The sequence below is a fragment of the Rothia sp. HMSC068E02 genome (assembly GCF_001813565.1).
Lineage (GTDB): Bacteria > Actinomycetota > Actinomycetes > Actinomycetales > Micrococcaceae > Rothia.
In genome coordinates this window covers 25,102-49,901 of sequence record NZ_KV812865.1, presented here as the reverse complement: position 1 = coordinate 49,901, position 24,800 = coordinate 25,102, and the positions used below count along the sequence as shown (strand labels likewise).

General features: G+C 58.5%; 21 protein-coding genes and 1 tRNA gene. 7 read left to right on the top strand and 15 right to left on the bottom strand.

Annotated features, from left to right (window positions below; translation table 11 throughout):
• Positions 1–461: 461 nt before the first annotated feature.
• The 9 genes from rlmB to HMPREF2919_RS00445 all read right to left on the bottom strand — a co-directional run bounded on the left by rlmB (position 462) and on the right by HMPREF2919_RS00445 (position 8,921).
• Complete coding sequence (rlmB, locus tag HMPREF2919_RS00485; RefSeq protein WP_005507146.1) at positions 462–1,448, bottom strand: 23S rRNA (guanosine(2251)-2'-O)-methyltransferase RlmB; 987 nt, start codon at positions 1,446–1,448, stop codon at positions 462–464.
• 95 nt (positions 1,449–1,543) lie between these two features.
• Positions 1,544–2,962, bottom strand: a complete 1,419-nt coding sequence (cysS, locus tag HMPREF2919_RS00480) for a cysteine--tRNA ligase (protein ID WP_049358237.1) — start codon at positions 2,960–2,962, stop codon at positions 1,544–1,546.
• A gap of 82 nt (positions 2,963–3,044) precedes the next feature.
• Positions 3,045–3,527, bottom strand: coding sequence for a 2-C-methyl-D-erythritol 2,4-cyclodiphosphate synthase (gene ispF / locus HMPREF2919_RS00475; protein WP_005509302.1), 483 nt, complete (start codon positions 3,525–3,527; stop codon positions 3,045–3,047).
• A gap of 73 nt (positions 3,528–3,600) precedes the next feature.
• Positions 3,601–4,344 (bottom strand): 2-C-methyl-D-erythritol 4-phosphate cytidylyltransferase, encoded by a 744-nt coding sequence (gene ispD / locus HMPREF2919_RS00470; RefSeq protein WP_070665658.1) that lies wholly within the window; start codon positions 4,342–4,344, stop codon positions 3,601–3,603.
• A gap of 15 nt (positions 4,345–4,359) precedes the next feature.
• A complete protein-coding gene (locus HMPREF2919_RS00465) occupies positions 4,360–5,043 on the bottom strand; it encodes a response regulator transcription factor (RefSeq protein WP_070665655.1) in 684 nt (227 codons plus the stop codon).
• 41 nt (positions 5,044–5,084) lie between these two features.
• A complete protein-coding gene (locus HMPREF2919_RS00460) occupies positions 5,085–6,212 on the bottom strand; it encodes a sensor histidine kinase (RefSeq protein ID WP_070665651.1) in 1,128 nt (375 codons plus the stop codon).
• A gap of 182 nt (positions 6,213–6,394) precedes the next feature.
• A complete protein-coding gene (locus HMPREF2919_RS00455) occupies positions 6,395–7,132 on the bottom strand; it encodes a phosphoglyceromutase (RefSeq protein ID WP_049357741.1) in 738 nt (245 codons plus the stop codon).
• A gap of 220 nt (positions 7,133–7,352) precedes the next feature.
• Positions 7,353–7,670, bottom strand: a complete 318-nt coding sequence (locus HMPREF2919_RS00450) for a DUF2516 family protein (RefSeq protein WP_049340347.1) — start codon at positions 7,668–7,670, stop codon at positions 7,353–7,355.
• A 48-nt stretch (positions 7,671–7,718) separates the two neighbouring features.
• On the bottom strand, positions 7,719–8,921 hold the full coding sequence (locus HMPREF2919_RS00445) for a trans-sulfuration enzyme family protein (protein WP_070665648.1): 1,203 nt from the start codon (positions 8,919–8,921) through the stop codon (positions 7,719–7,721).
• 159 nt (positions 8,922–9,080) lie between these two features.
• On the opposite strand from HMPREF2919_RS00445, the gene tmk reads away from it, so the two are divergent.
• Together tmk and HMPREF2919_RS00435 are read left to right on the top strand one after the other, a co-directional pair.
• A complete protein-coding gene (gene tmk / locus HMPREF2919_RS00440) occupies positions 9,081–9,797 on the top strand; it encodes a dTMP kinase (RefSeq protein ID WP_083311114.1) in 717 nt (238 codons plus the stop codon).
• Positions 9,794–10,936, top strand: coding sequence for a DNA polymerase III subunit delta' (locus HMPREF2919_RS00435; RefSeq protein ID WP_070665644.1), 1,143 nt, complete (start codon positions 9,794–9,796; stop codon positions 10,934–10,936). The genes tmk and HMPREF2919_RS00435 overlap by 4 nt, the downstream gene beginning before the upstream one ends.
• Before the next feature lie 126 nt (positions 10,937–11,062).
• On the opposite strand, the gene HMPREF2919_RS00430 is transcribed toward HMPREF2919_RS00435, so the two are convergent.
• From HMPREF2919_RS00430 to manA, 3 genes are all read right to left on the bottom strand, one after another.
• Positions 11,063–12,418 carry a PFL family protein gene (locus HMPREF2919_RS00430; protein WP_070634708.1) on the bottom strand — a complete coding sequence of 452 codons (1,356 nt, stop codon included), beginning with the start codon at positions 12,416–12,418 and terminating at the stop codon, positions 11,063–11,065.
• 10 nt (positions 12,419–12,428) lie between these two features.
• The gene (locus HMPREF2919_RS00425) at positions 12,429–12,698 is read right to left on the bottom strand and encodes an ACT domain-containing protein (RefSeq protein ID WP_049340339.1); all 270 of its coding nucleotides are present in this window, start codon (positions 12,696–12,698) and stop codon (positions 12,429–12,431) included.
• A gap of 299 nt (positions 12,699–12,997) precedes the next feature.
• The gene (gene manA / locus HMPREF2919_RS00420) at positions 12,998–14,185 is read right to left on the bottom strand and encodes a mannose-6-phosphate isomerase, class I (protein WP_070605027.1); all 1,188 of its coding nucleotides are present in this window, start codon (positions 14,183–14,185) and stop codon (positions 12,998–13,000) included.
• Between the two features lie 137 nt (positions 14,186–14,322).
• On the opposite strand from manA, the gene HMPREF2919_RS00415 reads away from it, so the two are divergent.
• A complete protein-coding gene (locus HMPREF2919_RS00415) occupies positions 14,323–15,729 on the top strand; it encodes a phosphomannomutase/phosphoglucomutase (RefSeq protein WP_049346696.1) in 1,407 nt (468 codons plus the stop codon).
• A gap of 134 nt (positions 15,730–15,863) precedes the next feature.
• Here HMPREF2919_RS00415 and HMPREF2919_RS00410 read toward each other — a convergent pair whose 3' ends face one another.
• From HMPREF2919_RS00410 to HMPREF2919_RS00400, 3 genes are all read right to left on the bottom strand, one after another.
• Complete coding sequence (locus HMPREF2919_RS00410) at positions 15,864–17,045, bottom strand: FAD-binding oxidoreductase (RefSeq protein WP_049346694.1); 1,182 nt, start codon at positions 17,043–17,045, stop codon at positions 15,864–15,866.
• A gap of 624 nt (positions 17,046–17,669) precedes the next feature.
• On the bottom strand, positions 17,670–18,140 hold the full coding sequence (locus tag HMPREF2919_RS00405; protein WP_044150790.1) for an RrF2 family transcriptional regulator: 471 nt from the start codon (positions 18,138–18,140) through the stop codon (positions 17,670–17,672).
• A gap of 359 nt (positions 18,141–18,499) precedes the next feature.
• Positions 18,500–20,350 (bottom strand): phosphoenolpyruvate carboxykinase (GTP), encoded by a 1,851-nt coding sequence (locus HMPREF2919_RS00400; RefSeq protein WP_044150793.1) that lies wholly within the window; start codon positions 20,348–20,350, stop codon positions 18,500–18,502.
• Positions 20,351–20,849: 499 nt separating this feature from the next.
• Here HMPREF2919_RS00400 and HMPREF2919_RS00395 point away from each other — a divergent pair.
• The 4 genes from HMPREF2919_RS00395 to HMPREF2919_RS00380 all read left to right on the top strand — a co-directional run bounded on the left by HMPREF2919_RS00395 (position 20,850) and on the right by HMPREF2919_RS00380 (position 24,800).
• Positions 20,850–20,925, top strand: a tRNA-Arg gene (locus HMPREF2919_RS00395).
• Positions 20,926–21,310: 385 nt separating this feature from the next.
• Entirely contained in the window at positions 21,311–22,933 is a 1,623-nt protein-coding gene (locus tag HMPREF2919_RS00390; protein WP_070665641.1) for a DNA repair protein, read from the top strand.
• The gene (locus tag HMPREF2919_RS00385) at positions 22,933–24,186 is read left to right on the top strand and encodes a hypothetical protein (RefSeq protein WP_049353401.1); all 1,254 of its coding nucleotides are present in this window, start codon (positions 22,933–22,935) and stop codon (positions 24,184–24,186) included. Before HMPREF2919_RS00390 ends, HMPREF2919_RS00385 begins: the two co-directional genes overlap by 1 nt.
• A gap of 293 nt (positions 24,187–24,479) precedes the next feature.
• Positions 24,480–24,800 (top strand): 2Fe-2S iron-sulfur cluster-binding protein, encoded by a 321-nt coding sequence (locus tag HMPREF2919_RS00380; RefSeq protein WP_005507166.1) that lies wholly within the window; start codon positions 24,480–24,482, stop codon positions 24,798–24,800.

Below are 24,800 nucleotides of genomic sequence, written 5' to 3'. Positions count from 1 at the left end.
AACGCCCCTGCAACCCGAAAATGGGTGAAGTAGAGCACAAATACGGGGGTTTAGGTTCATCCTGACCTAAACATAACAGCAAAACCCCTAGTCAACGCAGGATAAGCCTCCCGAAAGTTCTTCAAAAAAAGTTTAAAAACCTTCAAAAGACCTCGAAAACCTGCAGAAGCTCCCTATAGAGCCCATATAGAAGGGCAGAAGAGCCCCTCAGCATCAAGAAGATAGGAAGAGAAGACGGGAAGAAAAGATGGGAAGAGGGGCTCCGCCCCTCCCCCATCTCTGTATTTCATACCGCCGTATTTCTGTACCGCTGCACTCCCCCGTTCTGCACCTCCCTATATATGAGCACCTACATATGGGGAGAGCGCAGAAGAGCACAGAAAAGGAGGGCACCCCTCACGGGGGCGCCCTCCTTATTCAAACTACAGAGCTACAGGCTGTAGCTCGCTAGCTTCAAAACTTTAGTTCGCGGAAGCGCGACGACGAGAAACATCGTACAGAGTAATACCCACAGCCATCGCCGCGTTCAAAGACTCCATCGCAGAATCAATCGGAATCGACACAATCTGATCGCAGTTCTCAGTCACCAGGCGGGACAGACCCTTACCCTCAGAACCAACCACCACGCACAGCGGCTCATTCGCAAGCTCCAGAGCCGGCAACTCAATATCGCCGCCGCCATCCAGACCAATCACGAAAATACCCTGCTCCTTAGCCTGCTGAATCACGCGAGTCAGATTAGTCGCCATCGCAACAGGAATACGAGCAGCCGCACCAGCACTAGTCTTCCACGCACCAGCAGTCACAGCAGCCGAACGACGCTCAGGAATAATCACGCCATCACCGCTAAACGCGGACACGCTACGAATAATCGCACCCAAGTTACGCGGATCAGTAATACCGTCCAAAGCAACAAACAGCGGCGGAGTCGACAGCTTACCCGAGTGCCAACGCTCCATAGTATCCAGCACCAGGTCAGTAGCGTCCGGGTACTTGTACGGAGGAATCTGCATCGCAACACCCTGATGCACAGAACCATCAGTCAAACGATCCAGCTCGCTACGCGGAATCTCCAGCATCGGAATATTGCGCTTATTCGCAATAGTCATGATCTCGCGAACGCGGTCATCAACCTCAACACGGCTCATGATGTACAAGTGCTTCGAGGGAATCTCAGTACGCAGAGCCTCAAGCACCGCATTACGACCAGTCACCAGCTCATCGCTAGCACGCTTACCGCCCAGACGAGTCTGGAACTTACGGTTCGTACCGGTAGCAGCACGACGCTCCGCCGCGCGCTTCATCTTATACGCCTTGTGATAAACGCGGTCCTCAGCCTTCGGAGTAGGGCCCTTACCCTCAAGCGCCTTACGACCGTGACCACCAGTGCCCTTAGTAGCACCCTTCTTCTTGCTGGTAGCGCCCGGGCGCGAACCTGCCTTAGCCATTCTTCTCTTCCTTCGTCAAAGTTTTGAATACGAGTCTACGCGAGAGAAACCCGCTCGACCTAAGCCTTACGCACAAACGCGGGGCACATCACCCTCTAGCCAACGCTCCAGCTCGAACCATTCGCGCCATCCTTCACCTGCACACCAGCAGACGCCAACAGATCACGCATCGCATCAGCCTTCGCCCAATCCTTCTGAGCACGAGCATCAGCACGCTCCGCCAACACAGCCTGAATCAGCGCATCCAAAGCCTCATGCTCAGCACCCGAAGTGCCCTCAGCATTAAAGCTCATCAGCTGCGCCAGACCCAGCACCTCAGCCATAGCCATCACAGCATTAGCCGCCTCCGAAGCGTCCTCACCGGCAGCAAGCGCAGCATTACCCGCACGAGTCTGCTCATGCAGAACCGCCAAAGCACGCGGAATATTCACGTCATCATCCATAGCCTCAGCAAAAGCCTCCGGAACCTCACGACCCGGTTTCAGCACATCCTGAGTTGCAGCAAGGAACGCCTCAACACGCTCAATAGCGGTTGCCGCCTCCTGCAGAGACGACGGACGGTAATCAAGAATCGAACGGTAATGCGCACTACCCAGGTAATAGCGAACCACCAGCGGACGAGCCATCTGCAGCATCTGCGCCGGCGAAATCGTATTACCGATAGACTTCGACATCTTCTCACCCTCATAGGTGACCATGCCGTTATGCATCCAGAAGTTCGCGAAATCATCACCAGCAGCAGTCGACTGCGCCAGCTCATTCTCATGGTGCGGGAAACGCAAATCCAAACCGCCACCGTGAATATCGAAACGCGAACCCAAATACTTACCAGCCATCGCCGAGCACTCCAGATGCCAGCCCGGACGGCCGCGACCCCACGGAGACTCCCACGAAGCAGTCAGCGGCTCACCCTCCTTATAACCCTTCCACAGGGCAAAATCGCGAGGGTCACGCTTACCGCGCGGATCAGCATCCGCAGAATCCTGCATATCCTCAACGCTCTGATTCGTCAGCGCACCATACTTATCCCACGAACGCACATCAAAATACACATCACCAGAATCATCCAGCGCAGGATACGCGTGGCCACGATCAATCAGACGCTGAATCAGAGCAAACATCTCCGGAATATGACCGGTCGCACGCGGCTCATAGGTCGGCGGATCAATACCCAGCGCCGCATACGCCTGAGCAAAAACCTTCTCAAAACGGTACGCGAGCGCCCACCACTGCTCATTCGGGAATTCACCCTCAAAACCGGGCTCCATAGATTCAGCAGACTTCGCCAAAATCTTGTCGTCAATATCAGTAACATTGCGGACCGTCGTCACCTTCAAACCGCGGTAACGCATCCAACGGCTCAACTGGTCAAAAACCAACGCCGAACGGATGTGGCCCAGATGCGGTTCACCCTGCACCGTAGCACCACAATAATAGATACGCGCCTCACCGGGCACGACGGGCTCAAACTCGCGGATAGTCGCGGAAGCTGAATCATAAAAACGCATAGTCACACTCTCATTCTACGGGGTCGGTTCAAACGCCGGGGCGGTAAATCAGCGATAGGTTACAGAATGGCTCGAAGCAACCAAACACCTACGAACGCGGATACACCAGCGCCGTCGCAATAGCAGCCACACCCTCACCGCGGCCCGTCAAACCCAAACCATCAGTAGTCGTCGCAATCACCGTCACCGGGGCACCCGCCGCCTCGCTCAGCACACGGTTCGCCTCATCACGGCGCGGAGAGAACTTCGGGCGGTTACCCACCAGCTGAACGCTCACATTACCAATCTCAAAACCAGCAGCACGCACAATCGCCGCAGCCTCAGAAAGAATACGAACACCAGAAGCGCCCTTCATATCCGGGCGGTCCACACCGAAATTAGAGCCCAAATCCCCCGTGCCGGAGGCGGCAAAAAGAGCGTCCGCAGCAGCATGAGCCACCACATCACCATCAGAATGGCCACTCAAACCACGCTCACCCGGCCAATGCAGACCAGCAATATACAGAGGAGTGCCCTCTTCGCCAAAAGCGTGGACATCAACACCGGTACCAACACGAGGAATAACAGTCATCACAGGACCCTTCAATCGATCAAACATCTTCTCAGCAGCAGTGCCTCCGCAAAAGAGGCGTTAGGCGGCAAGCTTAGGCAGCAGAATCACCAAACAGCGCGCGAGCAACCCGCAAATCCATCGGAGTCGTCACCTTAAACGCATCCGCATCACCGGCAACCGTCAACACCGGCTCACCCGCCGCCTCCATCGCCATCGCATCATCAGTCAACAGCTCAGCCTCCTCAGCAGGCAGGGAACGGCTACGCTCATGTGCCGCCAACAGGGCAGCCACCTCAAAACCCTGAGGAGTCTGCACCGCACGCATCTGCGCACGCGAAGGAGTACCCGTCACCAAACCAGCAGAATCCACAGTCTTCACCGTATCCACCACCGGCAACACAGGAATCACCGCACGCACAACACCCTGCGGGCTCTCAGAACCCAAACCCTCAAGCACGCGGTGATACACCTGCGGCGGAGTAAAAGCACGAGCGCAATCATGAATCAGCACATAATCCACCGGAACCTGCGCATCCTTCAAAGCATCCAACGCCGCAACCACCGAAGCAGTACGCGTATCACCGCCAGCAGTAATCAATGCACCGGCACGGCGGGCATCCTCCAAAAGCTCCGGGCAACTCACCGAACAATCAGCAGGAACAGTCACCACCACATGCTCAGCAACACCCGAAGCGAGCGCACCCTCCAACGCATAATCCAGCAGGGTACGACCATGCACACGCACAGCAGCCTTCGGGATCGGCTCACCCAGGCGAGTACCCGAACCAGCCGCCAAAACAATCACAGCAGTATTCGCCGCAGAAGCAGAACTCATCAGTCTCAAGCCCGCCTACGCCTCAAACTTATAACCCAAGCCGCGAACCGTCACCACATACTGCGGAGCAGAAGAATCCGGCTCAATCTTCGAACGCAGACGCTTAATATGCACATCCAGGGTCTTCGTATCACCCACATAGTCCGCACCCCACACACGCTCAATCAGCTGGCCACGAGTCATCACACGACCCACATTGCGCAGCAGAATCTCCAGGAGCTCAAACTCCTTCAGCGGCATAGAAATCTCTTCACCATTAACCGTCACCACATGGCGGTCAATGTCCATACGCACCGGGCCGCCCTGCAGCACCGACTCAGTAGCAGAATCAGTCTCCGCCGAACGACGACGCAACACCGCGCGGATACGAGCAATCAGCTCACGCGCAGAATACGGCTTCGTCACATAGTCATCAGCACCCAGCTCCAGACCCAGAACCTTATCCAGCTCAGAATCCTTAGCGGTCAGCATGATAATCGGGACCGAAGACACCTCACGCAGCTTACGGCACACCTCCATACCGGACATGCCCGGAAGCATCACATCCAGCAGCACCAAATCCGCGCCCTCGCGGTCAAACACCGGCAGAGCATCCAGACCGTTGTCCACAATAATCGTCTGGAAACCCTCACGACCCAGCAAAAACGCAAGGGGATCCGAGAGGGCCTCTTCGTCCTCAACAATCAGAATTTTAGACATCAATAACTTCCTTCGATTCCATAAAACCTATACCGCTAACACTACACTGCGGCCGGAGCCTCATTCAGCGGCAACGCCAACGTAAACGTCGAGCCCTCCTGCGGCATCGACCGAACCGTCACGCTGCCACCGTGCTGAGTCATCACGTGCTTCACAATGCTCAAGCCCAAACCGGTACCGCCCGTCTGACGCGAACGAGCCGGATCAACCCGGTAAAAACGCTCAAAAATACGTTTCTGCTCGTCCTCCGGGATACCCACGCCCTGATCAGCAACCTCAACCAGCAGCTGATCCGCCACACGGTGCACCCAAATATCCACCTTCGTATGCTCCGGCGAATAACGCACCGCGTTCTCCACCAGGTTCTGCACAGCAATACCGAGCAGCTCGGCGTCACCGTACACCTCGGGGACCTCCTCGATGCGGGTAGAAATCTGAATGTCCTTCTCCTCCGCCACAATATGCGAACGGTCCACCGCATCAGTAACCAAAGAAGGCACCGATACCGGACCACCACGCGCAATCACGTCGGTCGACTGCAGACGCGAAAGCTCAATAATGTCACGCACCAGCGCAGAGAGGCGGCGCGTCTCCTTATGCAGACGCCCCACAAAATACTCAATCGCCTCCGGGTCATCACTCGCCTGCTCAATAGCCTCAGCCAACAGACTCACTGCACCCACCGGAGTCTTCAACTCATGCGACACATTCGCCACAAAATCATTACGCATACGCTGCACACGAGAAATTTCAGTGCGGTCATCCGCAAGCACCAAAATGTACTCGTCCCCCAGCGAAGCAACACGCACATCCAAGACCAGCGCCTCACCCTCACCGCGGTCAATCTCAAAAGTACGCTCCGCAAAAATACCGCGATGACGCACCATGCGAATCATATCCGCCAACTCATCAGACGCCACCGTATGACCACGCACCAAACCCATCGCATATGCACCCGGAGAAGCCTGAACCACGCCGCCCACCTCATCAATCACCAGGTAGGCGCGACCAATCACAGCAAGCACCTGAGCGGCACCATCACGCAACGCCGGCGCCGACACCAAACTACGCTCCTGCTCCCGCTCACTACGCGCCACCGCGTTCATGCTCAGGACGCCCACCAGCAGACCTATCATGCCCGCAATAAAGGCGATCAGACCGGCATCCATGTACTTCCCTTCTGTTCGGGTACCCCATAAGTATAAATGTGGCCGATACCCAGCACTCAGGCGAACGCTCTTCTTCTCAGGCACGCTCCCCGTACAGAAACCTTACAGAGAACGCAATGAGCCGCCCACCTCAACGGTGGACGGCTCATCACAATGACAGGGGTGAAACCCTGCCGGAGGTATTACTTACCCTGGTTTGCTACGGCAGCAATAGCGTCCTTAGCAGCCTCGGGGTCCAGGTACTCGCCGGGCTTGACGGGCTGGAAGTTCTCATCCAGCTCGTAGTACAGCGGAATACCGGTGGGGATGTTCAGGCCAGCAATGTCCTCATCGGAAATACCCTCGAGGTGCTTGACCAGCGAACGCAGGGAGTTACCGTGTGCAGCAACCAGAACGGTCTTGCCTGCTGCGAGGTCGGGCTTGATGTCCGACTCCCAGTAGGGAAGCATACGGCCCAGAACGTCCTTCAGGCACTCGGTGCGAGGAGCGTTCTCAACATCCGCGTAGCGGGGGTCGTTTGCCTGCGAGTAGGGGTCGTTGTCATCCAGCGGGGGCGGCGGAACGTCGTAGGAACGACGCCAAGTCATGAACTTCTCGTCGCCGTATTCCTCGCGAATCTCGGACTTGTTCTTACCCTGCAGAGCACCGTAGTGACGCTCGTTCAGGCGCCAGGTGCGCTTGACGGGAATCCACAGACGGTCTGCTGCATCCAGTGCAAGGTTTGCGGTGTTGATTGCGCGACGCTGCAGGGAGGTGTGAACAACATCGGGGAGGATGTTGCGCTCTGCCAGCAGCTCGCCGCCGCGCTTAGCCTCAGCGCGGCCCTTATCGGTCAGGTTAACGTCCACCCAGCCGGTGAACAGGTTCTTCTCGTTCCACTCGGACTGGCCGTGGCGCAGGAGTACTAGTTTGTAAGTCATACCTCTATTTTTTCATTTACCCGCCGGTTTGTCATGCCTTAGAGCCTAGAAAATATGCATTCTCCCAAAAATTTATAAGGGTCTTTTCTACCAGAACGAAAGGCTCAAAAACCCCGCCAGAAAAGGGCAAAGCCCCGCACACCATCCGACCGGGACAAACCCATCAGACAGCGCACGAGGCTTCACCATCTATCGCACAAAGCGAGCGCAAAAGCTAACGCTAGAAACGGCGGCGACCCACCGAAGGCCACACACCAGCCAGGAACACGCAGCTAATCACAGCAGCAATCAGCTGAAGAATCAGCACGCTATTACCGCCGCCAGTCACCGCAGCAAAAACGCTAAACAGCGACACCGCAGCGGAACCACCGGTCAAAGCCAGCCACGTGTTCTTCGGGCGCTTACCAGCAAAATCGTAAGCGTTAGCCGGAGACGACCACGCACGAACAAAAGCCAGCACACCAACCACAGCGCCGGCAACAGCCAGTAGCACATCGATAAGAGTGGTCACATAGATGACCAACAGAATAGGAGACATAGTATTCCTTAGAATCAGCAGCTTCTCTAGACAACCCTAGCAAAGTGCCTAGCGGACAGCCTTAAAGGCCTCAACCAAGTCATTGTAAAGGTCATCGACGTTCTCAATACCTACCGACAGGCGAAGCAGGGATTCGGGAATCGAATCCGGCTCGTTACCGTGGCGACGGCGACGCTCCACGAGAGACTCCACGCCGCCCAGAGAGGTTGCCGGGGTCCACAGCTTCAACGCCTCCACGACGTTACGGGCACCAGCCGCATCGGTATCCAGGGTGACGCACAAAATCGCACCGAAACCGTCCATCTGCTTCTTCGCAACCTCATGGCCGCGGTCGCTCTCCAGACCCGGGTAACGCACCTCTGTCACGAAGGGGTGCTCGCTCAGACGCTCCGCCAGCACCTGTGCGTTCTGCACAGCACGTTCCACGCGCAGTGCCAGGGTGCGCAGGCCGCGCAGACCAAGCCACGCCTCCACGGGGCCGGGGATTGCGCCATTGGTGATGCGGTGGTGCAGCATAGCCTTGTACAGTTCCTCATTCGAGGTGAGGGTCATGCCCAGCAGAACATCAGAGTGACCCGCCAGGAACTTCGTTGCGGAGTGAACCACAACGTCAGCACCCAAATCCAGGGGACGCTGCAGAATAGGGGTCGCGAAGGTGTTATCCACCGCGGTCACAATGCCCAGGCGGCGAGCAGCAGAAAGCAGGGCAGGCAGGTCAGCGACCTCAAGCATCGGGTTCGTGGGGCTTTCCAGCCACGCCAGGACCTTCGGTGCCGAGTAGTTCACGTTCTCGGGAGTCACGCCGGTGCGGGATGCGGCATCCTCCATAGCGGCGATAACGCTCTCGGTGTCTTCAATGTCCACGCGAACGAGCTCAATGATGCCGCGGCGCTCCAAATCCTTGCACAGGGTCACCGACGCCATGTATGCGTGCTTCGGAATCAGAACAATGGAGCCAACCGGCACCAGGTCGATGACAGCAGCGACAGCAGCCATACCGGAGGGGAACAGCAGACCCGGCTGGGAAGCGTTCTCCAGCTTCGCCACAACCTCTTCCATGCCCTCCCAGGTGGGGTTCGAGAAGCGGGCGTACACGCGGTCCTGCTCAATATTGACGGCGTCCACACCGCGGTAGGTGGAAGAAAGAACGATCGGAGGGTTCACCGGCGCGTCATGCTCGTGTGCCGGGCGGCCGCCAGAGACGACGAAGGTCTCTGCGGAGTAATTCATGTCGTGGTTATCTGCACTCATGTCTTTAAGCCTGGCACACCCGCGCCCAGAACGCACGCCCGCGCAGGTGACGGCGCGCAGGATTTACATGTTTTTTACCTTGATACGCGCTCAATCCCACGCGGAGGTATCACCAAAACCGCACCGGTGCAGCTAAGAGACCCGGTACCCTTAAGGATGATGGATACTCTCAGCTACACCCCCGATGCACAGAATCTTCCCGCCGACCCGACCGGTCGCCGCGGGCTTTTTATCGTGGTCGAAGGAGGCGACGGCGCCGGCAAAACCACCCAGCTCGCCCTGCTGAATGAAGCACTCAGCGCCCGCGGGTACCGTGTCATCACCACCCGCGAACCCGGCGGCACCGAGATTGGCGAGAAGCTGCGCGCCCTTGTCCTGGAAGCAGGTCAGGGCACCATTGACGACCGCACCGAGGCGCTAATCTTTGCGGCATCCCGCGCGGCTCACGCCTCCCAGCTGATTCGCCCCGCGCTCGCTGAGGGCGCCATCGTGCTTAGTGACCGCTATATTGATTCTTCCGCCGCGTACCAGGGTGTTGGCCGTGATCTGGGTATTGAAACCATCGTCGATTTGAGCCGCTGGGCCACCGCCGACCTGGTACCCGACGCAACCCTATTGCTGAGCGTGCCGCTGAGCGCCGAGCAGGAACGCATGGACCAGCGCGGCACCATCGACCGTATTGAGGCTGAAGGCGCCGCGTTCAAGGCCCGCATTCACGGTGCGTTCGAGCAAATCGCCCGCGAGGACGCTAACGGTTCGCACCGCATCATTGATGGTGTGGGCACAATTGAGCAAGTGCACGCGCGCGTGCTCGAGGTGATTGAGCCTCTGCTTGCCGCCCGCAAGCTGGTCCGCACCGGTAAGGAGGACTCATGAGCCTCTGGGATACCCTGCTGATTCCTGCCGATAAGCTCCAGCAGCTACGCACGGATGCCGCCGCCGACCGCCCCACACACGCATGGCTTTTCACGGGCGCGACCGGTGCGCCTCACCGTGAGGCTGCAAAAATTTTCGCTGCCGCGCTACTGTGCGAGCAGCCCGACCCGCAGAACCGCGGATGCGGCCAGTGCAAGGGCTGCGTGACCGTCATGAACGGTTCGCACGCAGATTTTACGCACTTTAGTACCGAGGCGACGCACATCAGCATTGACGAGGCGCGCGAGCTGGTCATGAAGGCTCAGGACCGCCCGACCGTGGGTCGCTGGCGCGTGATTCTGGTGGAGGACACCGAGCGCATGCCGGAGCGTACCTCCAATGTGTTGTTGAAGGCGATTGAGGAGCCGCCGCCGCATACGATTTGGTTGTTGACGGCGCCCTCCCCCACCGACGTGCTGGTGACGATTCGTTCGCGGTGCCGCCCGGTGCAGTTGCCGGTTCCTACCGATGCGCAGGTGCACGAGTATTTGTTGGCGCACGGTGTGATGGATCCTCTGGCGCAGCGTGCGGCGCGCCTGGCTCTGGGCGATGCGCAGGAGGGGTACCGTTTGGCGACCGATGAGCGGGCGATGGCTCGTCGGGAGTTGATTACCTCCCTGATTCTGAATGTTCGTTCTATTTCTTCGGCTTTCAACGCAGCTGAGAAGCTCACCGACCTTGCCGACCAGGACGCACAGGCTGTCTCCGCTCTCAAGGATGAGCAGGAACGCCAGGAGCTTCTGGCTCTGCTGGGTATTCGCGAGGGTGAGCGTGTTTCTCCGTCCTTGCGAGCGCAGGTTCGCCGCCTGGAGGAGCAGCAGAAGCGCCGCGCTAAGCGCGTTTCCTCCGATACGCTGTTGCGTTCCGTGGCGCAGGTTCAGACGGTTCTGCGTGATGCGTTGGCGGTGGCTCTGTCGGCGAAGGCTCCGCTGGTCAATGAGCATTTGCGTGAGCCTCTGGAGGCGTTCTGCACCCGCCGTTCCGCCCAGCAGCTGCTGGAGGATGTGCAGGCGGTCGAGCTGACTCTGCGTCGTCTGCGGACGAACGCGAATGCGCGTTTGGCGCTTGAGGCGTTGATGAGCCGTTTCGTGTATCAGTAGCTTCTTGGTAGCTTATACAGCACAAAGGGGTACAGCACAAAGGGGAGGCACCGAAGAGATAATCTTCGGCGCCTCCCCTTTTCTATTCATTCTCAGCGCCCCTAGAGCTTAGTTGCGGAATCGAGCTTAGTTGCGGAAACCGTGAACCGGCGACGGAATACGACCGCAACGGGCGATGAACGCCTCCGCGCTAGGGGTGTGGGTGGGCATGACGGGTGCTCGACCGAGCAGGCCACCAAATTCGACCATGTCGCCTACGCCCAGGCCGACCGCCGGGATGACGCGGACCGCGGTGGTCTTGTGGTTCATCACGCCGATTGCTGCCTCGTCGGCAATCATTGCGGCGAGGGTCGCGGCGGGAGTGTCTCCGGGAACCGCGACCATGTCCAGACCGACGGAGCAGATGGCGGTCATTGCTTCGAGCTTGTCCAGGGTGATGTGTCCGGCGGCTGCGGATTCAATCATGCCGATGTCCTCAGAGATTGGGATGAAGGACCCGGAGAGGCCGCCGACATTTGAGCACGCCATGAGGCCACCCTTCTTCACCGCGTCGTTGAGCAACGCGAGTGCCGCAACGGTACCGTGGGTACCGACGGTTTCCAGACCCATTTCCTCGAGGATGTGTGCGACCGAGTCGCCAATCTCTGCGGTGGGCGCCAGGGAGAGGTCGATAATGTTGAACTGCACGCCAAGGCGTTCAGCGGCGAGGGTACCGACCAGCTGGCCAACGCGGGTAATCTTGAAGGCTGCCTTCTTGATTTCTTCTGCACAAGTGTCGAAGGATTCGCCGCGGACCTTCTGCAGGGCGCGGTGTACCACGCCGGGGCCGGAGACACCCACGGAGATGGTGGTGTCTGCCTCCTGAACACCGTGGAATGCGCCCGCCATGAAGGGGTTGTCGCTGACGGCGTTCGCGAAGACGACGAGCTTGGCGCAGCCGAAGCCGTGTGCATCCGCGGTCAGGTCTGCGGTGGCGCGGATGGTCTCGCCCATGAGCTTGACTGCGCTCATGTTAATGCCGGCTCGGGAGGATCCGATGTCTACGGAGGAGCAGACCACGTCGGTTTCTGCGAGCGCTCGCGGGATGGAGCGAATCAGCTTCTCGTCGGCGGGGGTCATGCCCTTATCGACGAGGGCGCTGAAGCCGCCGACGAAGTTCACGCCGACTGCCTTCGCAGCTGCGTCGAGGGTACGAGCGAACTCTACATAGTCCTCGTCGCCGGAGGCGCCTGCCACCAGCGCGATGGGGGTGACGGCGATGCGCTTGTTGACGATCGGGATGCCGAGCTCAGCTTCGATACCTTCGCAGACGCTGACGAGGTTTGCGGCGCGGTTGGTGATCTTGTCGTAGATTTTGCGGCGGGCTACTTCGCCGTCGGAGTCGGCGCAGTCGAGCAGGGAGATGCCCATGGTGACGGTGCGAATGTCGAGCTTCTGCTCCTCGATCATTCGGATGGTTTCTAGAATATTGGTGTTGCGCATCAGTGGAGCCCTAGATGGCGTGCATTGCTTTGAAGATGGATTCTGCCTGGATGCGAATCTGCACCTTCTGTTCGTGTTCGACACCGATCATGGCTTCCTGCAGATCGATGAGGTTCTGCTGCGCTTCGTCGAAGGAGCAGTGCATGATCATGGTGAAGTATTCGCCCATGATGGTCTGGGAGACGTCGAGGACGTTGACCTTACGCTCGGCGAGGGTTGCGGTCACGGCAGCGATGATGCCTTCGTGGTCGATGCCTGTGACGGTGAGGATGATCTTCACAGTGTTCTCCTAGCAGTTTGGGGCTGCGTACCTGAGGAAGAGGTGCATAAAGGCACAGGTATACGCATATTTATAAGACCAATTATAGGTTACTCAGAACACACTGTGCAGGGTAGACACAAAAATATCCCCTGCATCCCATATTCGGGGCATAAAAAATCCACGCCTTCCCGGTCTGAATAAATACAGGGAAGAACGTGGATTCTTTATTATGTGCCAGTCTTGATGTATCTTTCGACACTCCTTATATCTGGCTAGATTATAACTGTCTAGAAGTTTTAGTTATCGAGGATTATTTCCTAAACATAAGAAGCAATGTACAGCTCGCCATTACCGCTCAAGGTTGCCTCGGAGGGCTCACCCACGTGCAGTACCGACTCGGTGGCGCCCAGCACGAACTCTTCGGTGCCGTTGCCGTCTGCCGCGTGAATGGTGATTTCACCGGATACGCTCAGTGCGGCACTAATACCCTCAAAGGTGTATTCCTGCGGCTTGCCCTCTTCAACGCGGATGCGGGTTACGCTCATGCGCTCATCCCACATGGCATAGGTGCCCACGGGTGCGTTATCGGGGGTGGGTTGCTGAATCACGGGGGCGTCCTGGCTTTCGCCGAGAACCTTGATGAGCTCTTCGGTGTCGATGTGCTTTGCGGTCAGACCCGCGCGCATCACGTTATCGGAGGGGTTCATCAGCTCAATGGCGGTACCGGAGACGTAGGCGTGCACCTGGCCGTCGGGGGTGAATGCGGATTCGCCGGGTGCCAGGTGCACCAGGTTCATGACGAATGCGACGAGCAGGCCGCGGTCGCCGGGGTACTTGCCGGCAACAATCTGTACGAGCTCAGCGGCGTCAGCAATGAGCGCGTTTTCGGAGCCGGTCAGCTGTGCTGCCACCTCGATGAGCTGTTCAACAGCGGTTGCGGCAGCGTCTTCGGGCATGCGAATAATCTCGGTCAACAGCTGCTTGGGGGTAAGCTCCACGCGCTCTGCCAGCCAGTCAGCTTTGAATGCCCTCGCCAGTTCTGCCAGCTGCGCGGAGGTGCGCACACCGGTGAGCACACGCATCGGGGTCAGCGCAATGACGGTTTCGGGCTTGGAGTAGCGGTCCTTGTAGTTGCGGTGCGGCGCGTCAATCGCGATGCCGCGTGCCTGCTCGTCCTCGAAGCCAGCAATAGCCTGCTCGGGGGTGGGGTGCACCTGAATCGACAGGGGTGCATCAATCGCAAGGATCTTAAAGAGGAAAGGGAACCAGTCGGAGGTACGGTCCGGGCGCAGGAAACGGGAGGGCTCAGCCTGAATCAGTTCGTTGAGCGGGGACTCGGTGCCGTCAACGGTTGCGCGGGAGGGAGCAGCCGGATGCGCACCAACCCACACCTCAGCCTCGGGCTGCTCGGTGGGTACGGGCACGCCACGCATGCGTCCGAGAATTTCGCGGGAACCCCACGCATAATTCTGAATCTGGTTTTTTAGGGAAAAAATCTCACCCATGGGGGAAAATACCTCTCGACGTGAGTTATTTGAAGCAAGTGACGTGATAAAAAACCCATACATTCAGCGGAATTTATAAGGTTTTACCAGCCCATTATAGAGGCTACTTGCACTTCTTTACCGCTAAAATAAAAGGCGTGACTACTATTAATCTACATGACTCATTCAAAGCGTACGACGTGCGTGGCATCGTCGGCGAAACCATTACCGCAGAGACTGTTCGCGCTACTGGCGCGGCTTTCGTAGACGTTCTGGGCCTGGAGGGCCAGACCATTCTGGTCGGCGGCGACATGCGCCCCTCCTCCCCCGAATTCATGGATGCATTCGCCCAGGGTGCAACCGCTCGCGGTGCAAATGTTGAGAAGATCGGTCTGATCTCCACTGACGTTCTGTACTTCGCATGTGGCGTTGAGAACGCTGCCGGTGTTACCTTCACCGCTAGCCACAACCCCGCAGAGTACAACGGCATGAAGATGGCTAAGGCTGGCGCTGTTCCTCTGTCTTCCGAGTCCGGTCTGTTCGATATTCGCGACCTGGCTCAGAAGTACCTGGATTCGGGCGAGATTCCTTCGGTTGAGAAGGTTGGCACCGTTTCTGAGAAGGACATTCTCAAGCCTTACGCAGAGTACCTGCGCAAGCTGGTTGATCTGTCTTCCATCCGCCCCCTGAAGGTTGTTGTTGACGCTGGTAACGGCATGGGTGGTATGACCACTCCCGCTGTTCTGGGCGACACCATCCTGCCGGGCCTGCCCCTGGAAATCGTTCCCCTGTACTTCGAGCTGGACGGCACCTTCCCGAACCACCCCGCTAACCCGCTGGAGCCGGCTAACCTGGTTGACCTGCAGAAGGCTGTTGTTGAGCACGGTGCTGACATTGGTCTGGCATTTGACGGTGACGCTGACCGCTGCTTCGTCATCGACGAGAAGGGTGAGCCTGTCACTCCTTCCGCTGTGACCGCTCTGGTTGCTGAGCGCGAGATTGCTCGTGCGAAGGCAGAGGGTAACGAAGAGCCCGTCATCATCTACAACCTGATCACCTCGAAGGCTGTTCCTGAGCTGGTTGAGAAGCTGGGCGGCCGCGCAGTGAAGACCCGCGTGGGCCACTCCTTCATCAAGGCTGTTATGGCTGAGGAGAACGGCGTTTTCGGTGGCGAGCACTCCGCTCACTACTACTTCAAGGACTTCTTCAACGCAGACACCGGCATGCTCGCTGCAATGCACGTGCTGGCTGCTCTGGGTGGTAGCGATGAGCCTCTCTCCGAGATCAGCGCGAAGTACTCCCCGTACGTTGCTTCCGGTGAGATTAACTCCGAGATTGAAGACAAGGCTGCCGCTGTGGACCGCGTGCGTGCACACTACGCTAACGCTCCCGTGGTTGTTGAGGACTCCGACGGCACCACCTTCACCAACACCGAAGAGGGTTGGTGGGTTAACCTGCGTCCTTCGAACACCGAGCCTTTCCTTCGCCTGAACCTTGAGGCACCGGATGTTGCGACTATGGAGCGCGTCCGCGACGAGGTTCTGGCTCTGGTTCGCCAGGCCTAGTCTTTCGTAGACATTCTCTCTTCTGCTCTTTGAGCAGTTGAAATATAAAGATCCCGCCCGCAGATTGTTTCTGCGGGCGGGATCTTTTTATTAAGTTCCAAGAAACCTAGCGGACGAGCCGGCTTACGGGGTTTTTACGCCTCGCGTGCCTGGTCGTGGAGCATCCACTGGTCCGGGCCGAAGATTTCGTAGTTGATGTTCTTGCCGGGAACGCCTGCCTCCACCAGTGCGGAGCGTACGCCCTGCATGAAGGGCAGCGGGCCACAGAGGTAGACGTTAGCGTTGGCGGGAACATCCAGCTTGGAGACGTCGACGCGACCGGTGAAGTCGCCGCCTTCGCCCTCGATGAAGGAGACGAGGCGTGCGTTGGGCAGCTTGCCGACGAGCTCGGTGAGCTCTTCGCGCAGGGGCCAGGTGTCCAGGCGGCGGTCTGCGTGGACCACGGTCACGGGGCGCTCGGAGCCCTTCTCAACCAGCTCGGAGAGGAAGCTGAGCATGGGGGTGGTGCCAATACCTGCGGAGAAGAGGTACAGGGGCGCCTCAGGGTCGCCAAAGCCTTCCAGAGTCAGGTCACCGTAGGGGTTGGAGATTTCGACGACTGCGCCGACTTCCAGCTCGTGCAGGATGGAGGTCATCTCGCCGTTGGGGTCGAGCTTCACAGCGATGCGGCGCTGGTTCTTTTCGCTGGGCAGCAGGGTGTACTGGCGTGCCTGGCGCAGGCCGTCACGTGCGGGAACGACGATGGAGATGTACTGGCCGCCCTTGGACTCGGTCATGGGGGTCTCGTCGGCGGGCTCGAAGGTCAGAACTACGACGTTCTCACCGGTCTCCTTGCGGTCAACGAGCTTGAAGGGTGCGAACATGACGTCGTTTGCCTGGGAAGCGTACAGGCCCTTCTCCAGCTTGATGAGGGCGTTGCCCATGAGCCAGTAGACCTCGGTCCATGCCTCAACGATTTCGGGGGTTGCCAGGTCGCCGAGGTTAGCGGCGATTGCCTCGAAGAGGTACTTGTAGACGGTGGGGTACTCTTCTTCCTTCAGGCCCAGGGATGCGTGCTTGTGGGCCACGCGGGAGAGGACCTCGTCCGGGTAGGAGTCCGGGTGCTCGACAATATAGGAAGCGAATACTGCGATGGAGCCAGCCAGTGCGCGGGGCTGGGTGCCTTCGAGCTGAGAGGAGCGGGAGAACATGCCGTCCATCAGGTCGGGGCGGGCAGCAAACATTCGACGGTAGAAGTCGGGGGTGATGTCGTTGATGCGCTCAGCGATAATGGGCAGCGTTGCCTCAATAATGGGGCGGGACTTCTCAGAGAGCATGTCATGCCTTCTTCCTGTGTGGTCACCTGGTCGTTGTGATGATGCCCTTGATATGTGTGATGCTGGGGCGTTCACTCGGACAGCTCAGTTGGTGACGAAGTGTTTATAAAGCACCCTTACCGTAGCATTTTGCGGGGTGCTTGCGCTGTGTGCAGGTCATGCCCCGAGGGTTATTTGGCGCTACAGATGCTACTTATGGTTCACCCTGACTCAAAGAGAGAGCCGAGCGTCACACTATATATTTTCAGCACTGTTTTTGAGTTCGCCGGGTGACTAGCCCCGAAGTGTGCATAAAAATTCTGGCATGGAAATATATTTACTATGGAAAGTATGCAGTGCGGTGCAAAAATGAATATGGTCACATTTTCTGCATTTGAAAAGCAAATTTGCAATATCCTGCATTTACTGCACATTTTCCGGGTTCGTGCAGGTGCCGACAACCGCGCACGCAGAGTCAAAAACACTCCCCCGCGGCCCTCAAAACCCCCACGAAACACCCCCGCGCGAACCGCCTAGCAGCCCCCGCATCAAGCACAGAAACGCCCAAACCTCCGTGTTAAAAACTCTGTGGAGCCTCCCGCTGGAAAGCTCCACAGGCATCACGTATCGCTTGAATACTTACGACTAGCGCGCAGGCAACGCATTCTCCGGAGGCCCAAAGCCCAGCTCGACGAACACCGGGCCAACGGGGCGCGCACCGGCAGTCAGTTCGCTAATGATCACCGAATCAACCGATGCATAGAATGCCTCGCGAGCCTTCGCCAGCACATTGCGCAGGCGACAGAACTTATCGAGGGGGCAGTGGCCATTCTCGTCCTCGCACTCAATCATGGGGATATCGCCCTCAGTAGCGCGAAGAATAGTGCCGACGGTCGCAGAACGACCCGCATCCGAAAGCATGACGCCACCGGAACGACCGCGAGTCGAGTCCAGGTAACCCATGTTCACGAGGAAAGCTACAGCCTTCGCCACGTGGTTGTAGGGGGTGTCCACACCTTCAGCGATCTTCTGGGTGGAAAGCTTCTGACCGGGCTCCAGAGCAGACAGGAGCATCAGAACGCGGAGCGAGACATCCGAGAATGCTGTCAAACGCATGGATACTCCTTCTAATCTCTCGTGCCACCACATATCAGTACATGTAGCAGCGGATATGCGCAGCTCGTGAAAGCCATGTGCATTCAAAAATCTTACATTGGAATTGTATAGGGGTGATAAGAGAGGCAAGAAATTATAACCAGCTGCTTCTGTGCCCCAACCACCCCGGCGGGGATTTAAAGTATTTCTCAAGAGCAAGTGGACTGCATAGCCTTACATTCACACCTTTGCGAGAAAACTTATCATTCCCCCCAGCTGACGGGGATTCAAATTTTCCCCAAGCAGAAGGAAGGAGCGGAATCTCATCGGGAGATTCCGCTCCTTCAATGCGCTAAACCTTAGGTATTAGCTGGAGTGTCTTAGCCCTCCAGAGCCTTCGCCAGAGCGTCGCGCTGTTCGCGAACCTCAGCAGGCAGCTTGTCGCCGAACTTCTCGAGCCACTCGTCGATGCTGGGCAGCTCAGCAACCCATTCTTCCTTCGAGACAGCCAGAGCAGCCTTCAGTTCTTCCTCGGAGATTTCCAGACCGGTCAGGTCCAGGTCTTCCTTGGTGGGAACGGTGCCCAGGAAGGTCTCCTGGCCGCCAGCCTTGCCGTCGAGGCGGTCGCAGATCCACTTCACAACGCGAGAGTTCTCGCCGAAGCCGGGCCATGCGAAGCCACCATCGGGGGTACGGCGGAACCAGTTGACGTAGTAGACCTTCGGCATATTCTCAGCGCCGTGCTTCTTGCCCAGGTCCAGCCAGTGCTTGAAGTAATCACCAGCGTTGTAGCCGATGAAGGGCAGCATTGCCATCGGGTCGCGGCGAATCACACCGACAGCGCCCTTAGCAGCCGCGGTGGTCTCGGAGGAGAGGGTAACTGCGCGGAAGACGCCCTGCTCCCAGCTCTCGGACTCGGAAACCAGGGGGATGGTGGTCTTGCGGCGACCGCCCAGAACGATAGCGCTCAGCGGCACACCCTCGGGGTCGTAGTACTCGGGAGCGAGCATGTCGACCTGGGATGCGGGGGTGCAGAAGCGGGAGTTCGGGTGAGCTGCCGGGCGGCCGGACTCGGGGGTCCAGTCCTGACCGGTCCAGTCAATCAGGTGCTCGGGAGCCTCATCGGTCTTACCCTCCCACCAGACGGAGCCGTCGTCGGTCAGTGCAACGTTGGTGAAGATGGTGTTGCCCTTGGCGATAGCCTTCATAGCGTTCGGGTTGGTGGAGTAACCGGTGCCCGGTGCCACGCCGAACAGGCCAGCCTCGGGGTTGACCACGCGTGCCTGGTGGTTCTCGTCGAACTCGATCCATGCGATGTCGTCGCCGACCATCTCAGCCTTCCAGCCGTCAATGGTGGGTTCCATCATTGCGAAGTTGGTCTTGCCACATGCGGAAGGGAACGCTGCGGAGATGTAGCGAACCTTGCCCTCGGGGTTGGTGACCTTCAGGATGAGCATGTGCTCTGCCATCCAGCCCTCATCGCGACCGATAACGGATGCGATACGCAGTGCGTAGCACTTCTTACCGAGCAGTGCGTTACCGCCGTAGCCGGAGCCGAAGGACCAGATTTCGCGGGTCTCGGGGAACTGGACGATGTACTTCTCGGGGTTGCAAGGCCAGGGAACATCTTCCTGACCGGGCTCCAGGGGTGCACCAACAGAGTGCAGAGCCTTGACGAAGAAGCCGTTGGTCTCGTTCAGCTTGGCAAGAACGTCCTTACCAATGGTTGCCATGATGCGCATGGAGCAGACAACGTATGCGGAGTCGCTGAGCTCAACAGCAATCTTGGGGTTCTTAGCCTTCAGGGAGCCCATGACGAAAGGAATGACGTACAGGGTACGACCGCGCATGGAGCCCTCGAACAGACCGGTCAGGGTCTGCTTCATTTCGACGGGGTCGCGCCAGTTGTTGGTCGGGCCTGCGCCTTCTTCAGTCTCGGAGCAGATGAAGGTGCGCTCCTCGACACGTGCAACGTCGTCGGGATCGGAGAAAGCTGCGTAAGAGTTCGGGAATTCGTGATCGCTGAGGCGAACGAAGGTACCGGCGTCAACCAGTTCCTGTGCCAGGCGGTCATATTCTTCCTGGGAGCCATCGACCCAGTAGATGTGTGCGGGCTGGGTCAGTGCCGCAACCTCGCGAACCCAATCCAGGAGGCCCTGGTGGGTGGTAGGTGCGCTCTGCAGCTCCTTTTCGAGTTCGGCAGAGAGAGTACGAGTTGAGGTGTCAGCCATTGACATTTTCCCCTTCAATCGGTGGCCCGGATACTACATTGATCCGGTTAGGTCTGCGGTAACAAAGAAGCAGTTAAACACTACAAGCGTGCAAACAAATGTGAATATGCACGCTTGGACAGTCTCCACTTCCTCGTGATGCTTACAGAATAACGCATTAATGGTCTGCAGAGCTTTCTATGACACCATTTCTTAAGTTCTGCGCATCACATTCTTAGAGTACGAGAAGATTTCTGTAAAGAATTTTTAGGTCGTATGGCGGGACCCTTCGGGGATTTTAGGGGCCTACAGCACCGGTTTTAGGGTGCCGAGAAAATATTTTGAAAAAATTTTACGCCACCAAAAACCCCGGAATCATGCGGTAAAACAGGGCATTATCGAGTCTTTCGGAGGGGATTTTGGGTCAATTTCGAGTTTTTCGGCTTGCGCACCCTTGGAGACATCCGTATAGTAGTACCTGTTGCCGCGACGGGTTGAAGAAATCCGAAGCGAGGAACATGCGCCTGTAGCTCAACGGATAGAGCATCTGACTACGGATCAGAAGGTTGGGGGTTCGAATCCCTTCGGGCGCACCACCGATCCCCGGTTCTTTGGAACCGGGGATTTTTTGTATGCCCAGAAGATAGACCCCGGAAGACACACCCCTGGAAGACATCTTTGGGAAACAAGCGCGCTGAAAACGCTCTGACACAAGCCCCGGGCAGAGCTCAAGCCACTGCACAGTACAACATGTTGCAGTACGACACGCCGCAGGCTCTAGCTAGGTGTAGCAAGGACGCTTCACCAGCTGACGCTGCCCCATCCGTGCCAAAAACCGCGCCCCAAAGCACCCCAACCTGTGAATCCACAGATTTATGCTCCCAGATGACGTGCCCCGGGGCACACCCGCCAAAAAACGCATAGGATGGAAAGAGGACCCTCCACACATAGGCTGGAGAGCAGACAACGCGAAGGAGCACTATGGCACAGCTATCCATTCCGCAGTCCCTGATAGGTGCACTCATCGATATAGCCGACCTTGGAACACTCGACTACTTCCCGCCCACCGAACGATGCGCCCACTGGTCCCTCTATGACGCGCAGCGCCAGGAGCTCCTCTGCCCCTGCACACCCGCCGCCAACACCACCGCGGAGAAGCTCTTTGAGGCCGCGGCGAAGATTCTCTACGAGAATTTCCCGCGATATATCGATTCGCCCGAGGAAATCATTCCTTATACTTCCCGCCAGGAACTCGTTGCCGCCCTACGCCGCGGCGATGAGGAAGCCAGCGACACTAAGCCTCTTGAAGAGGAACAGAACGACCTGCAGGCAACCGAAGCTACCGCAGACTCCACGGCTGAGGCTCCCGTTGCAGAGGCCAACGAGGGTGTAGTTACTGAGGACGCCGCGGTGAGCGCAGCCGCCACTCCCAAGCCTGCAGCCCCGAAGCTCGCGCCTTCCCCCGCGCTCTTTGCCGCCCGCGCGGCACAGGCACCCGCCCCGGCTCCCAGCCTGGCTCCCAGCGCGCCGGAAGAAGCATCTGTGGAAGCAGCTGCAGAAAAGACGGTTCCTGTACCGACCCCCGCCACGGTTACCCCCGCGGCGCCGAAGCCCGCTACATCTGAGCCCGCTGCGCCGAAACCTGCAGTTCCGAAGCCTGCAGTGCCGACTCCCGGTGCGCCCTCCCCCGGCATGTTCCGCAAGTCCACGCTGACCTACCGTCCGCCGCGCATCGAAGAGTACCTGGAGGGGCTGCGTGCCCGCCAACAGGCTGCCGAAGCCACAGAAGCTACCCATACGGCAGTATCTAGCGAGCAGGCACCTGTTGAAGAGTTGCCCGTACTCAGCCAGTCCCTACCGAGTGCGCCCGCCGCTCCGGAGACGAATACCCCGAAGCCGAGCGCGCCGAAGCCCGCAGCCCCGGTCCCCGCTGCTCCGGCGGCCCTCAGCGAGCCCGCGGCTCAGCCGGTAGCCGCCGAACCGACCGCGCCTCGCGGCGTCAGCGAAGAGGACCGCGAACGCAGCTACCGCCTGCGCCCGAGCCTGCGCGCCCGCCTCGAACGCGAAAACATCAGCGAAGAGCTCGTGCGCACCATCCTGCGTGAAGGCGCGGCAGAACGACTCAACGACTGGACGATTCGCTTCACCCACGACGATTACCGGGTGGACGTCAACACCGCCTCCGCAGAAGTCATTACGGTCATTGACGAATACGACGCCGAATACAACGAAGCGGCGCAGGCATCCCTGGCGCAGGGCGAATACAACTCGCTCAACGCCCTGGAACTCGAATTCAGCGAGCGCGCCCGCACCTTCTTGAAGAAGAACCCGCCGTTCGTTTTCGATCTGATGCTTCAGACGCTGAACAGCCCCGAGAGCGTGCGTATGGCTGAAGGCTGGACCCGCATCTACGCGGCGCAGGGCCTGGAAATCGCAATCTCGCCCGATGAGCGGACCGTTATGGCTCTGGCGAAGACAGCGGACTTCCACAACCTGCACGCAGAAACCCTGCGCAAGGTGCAGCTGGAAGAGCTCAGCAACACCCTGGCAAAGCAGGCAGAAGATAAAGCAGCTCGGGCAGACACCACCGAGGAGGAGAAATAATGTCCGCTAAGCAGATTACCGTTCCTCTTGAGGTGTACGTTCGCCTGCAGGAGCTTGCTTCCCTCGCAACCTATAGCTACCGGGACAACCAGGGCTCAGAAGAAAGCACCGCAAACGATAAGCCGTGGGATTTGCTCTCCAAGGACGGCGCCTCCCTGCTCGATGAGAACGGCGCGCTCAAGCCCGAAGCCGCAGAGCTCTACTTCACCCTGTTGCCGCTCATCGCCCAGGAATTCGTGGAGCAACAGCAGGCACTCGTGGACGCATACCGTCAGGCGCCCAAGCCCGCCGCCGCACGCGCCAAGATTCGCCCCTCCAACCAGCGCCTCATCCCGCTGACCGAGGTGCCGCTGGAGAACCAGCGTATTGCCGCGCGCATCGAGAAGGAATTCTACGGCGAGGTGCCGCCGCGCCGCCGTATCTACGGCGTGCTCCCGGGCGTGATGGACTATATGATGCGCCACGGTCTCACCTACGAGCTACTGCTGGACATCATCGAATCGCCCGCAAGCACCGTGGTTCAAGAGAGCGCGCAGGAGAACCGTTACGGCCGCGAAGTCACCCTCTACACGCATGAAGAGGAAGGCTACCAGGTGGTGCTCAACCCCCTGACTGCCGAAGTGCTCGCGCTGCGCCCGCTGCAGGCTCTGGCGGGAGGCTACCAGCTCTCCCCCGATGCTCAGGCACAGCTGAAGGCGCTCGGTCTGACCGGCGAGTACATTGCCCGCATCCTGGATGAGGCTGAGGACCGCCGCCCAATTCCCGGCAGTAGCCGCACCGTGTACTCGCTCAACGGCTACCAGGTGGAGTTCTCGCACTCCGACCAGCAGGTAATCCGTATTAGCCGCGGCACCGCGCCCAGCCGTAACCCCTTCGAGTCGCAGCCGAGGATGAGCGGCACAAAGAGGCAGCGCGGCCGCAAGATCCCGCACGATGTGGATGCGTTCGTGCAGCTGTTGCAAGAGCACGGCTTCACCATCACCATGGGCGGTAAGCACTACGATATTCGCCACGAGAAGCTGGCTCCGGGTCAGAAGGCGGTCACCTCCGTGACCCCCTCAGATTCGCAGCGTTGGCACCTGAACTCGGCACGCCAGATCCGCAATACCTTCGGTATCGACCTGCGCTACGCCGACCCGCGCGATAGCGTACGCGGTATTGTGCGCGGTCCCGGAGGAAGCGTCCAGAATTCCGATAACCACAGCACAGAAAAGCAGGACGCCGAGAAGACTGCGGAGAAGGAATCCGAGTAGCTCTTCGTCACAGTTGAAGCATAGCCGTTGAAGCGCGCCCGCGTGCCGGTTCTTTATACTGCCCCCAGCATGTCTTTGCATCTGGGGGCAGTATTCATATGCGCCTATATCCCGCGTTGTCAGGGCAATACGGGGTAGACTGGGGGCAATACAGACATGCTATTCAGCATAAAAATTAATATGCGTTCCCGTGATATGCGTGACGGTAGGGTTGGGGATGCGCCACAAAGTACGGTGAATAACAGCCCCTACCTCTACAATAGAAACGCATCACTACAGAAGAAGGAGAACGCATGGGCGTAACGATTAAGGTCACTGACGAAGCAGGCGTAAACTACGACATTCAGTGGGAAGACCACCACACCCTCCTGGAAGCCCTCCAGGCTAACGGCGTGCCGGTCCTCGCAACCTGCGGTGGTAACGCATCCTGCGCTACCTGCCACGGCTTCATCGACCCCGAGCACTTCGAAGCTTCCGGTGAACGCACCGAAGCTGAGCAGGACCTGCTCGACATGGTCGACGATGTCGCCAACGAATACTCTCGCCTGTGCTGCCAGGTCGAGTACGCCCCCGGTATGGACGGAGCAGAAATTCAAATGCAGGCGGCGATGTAA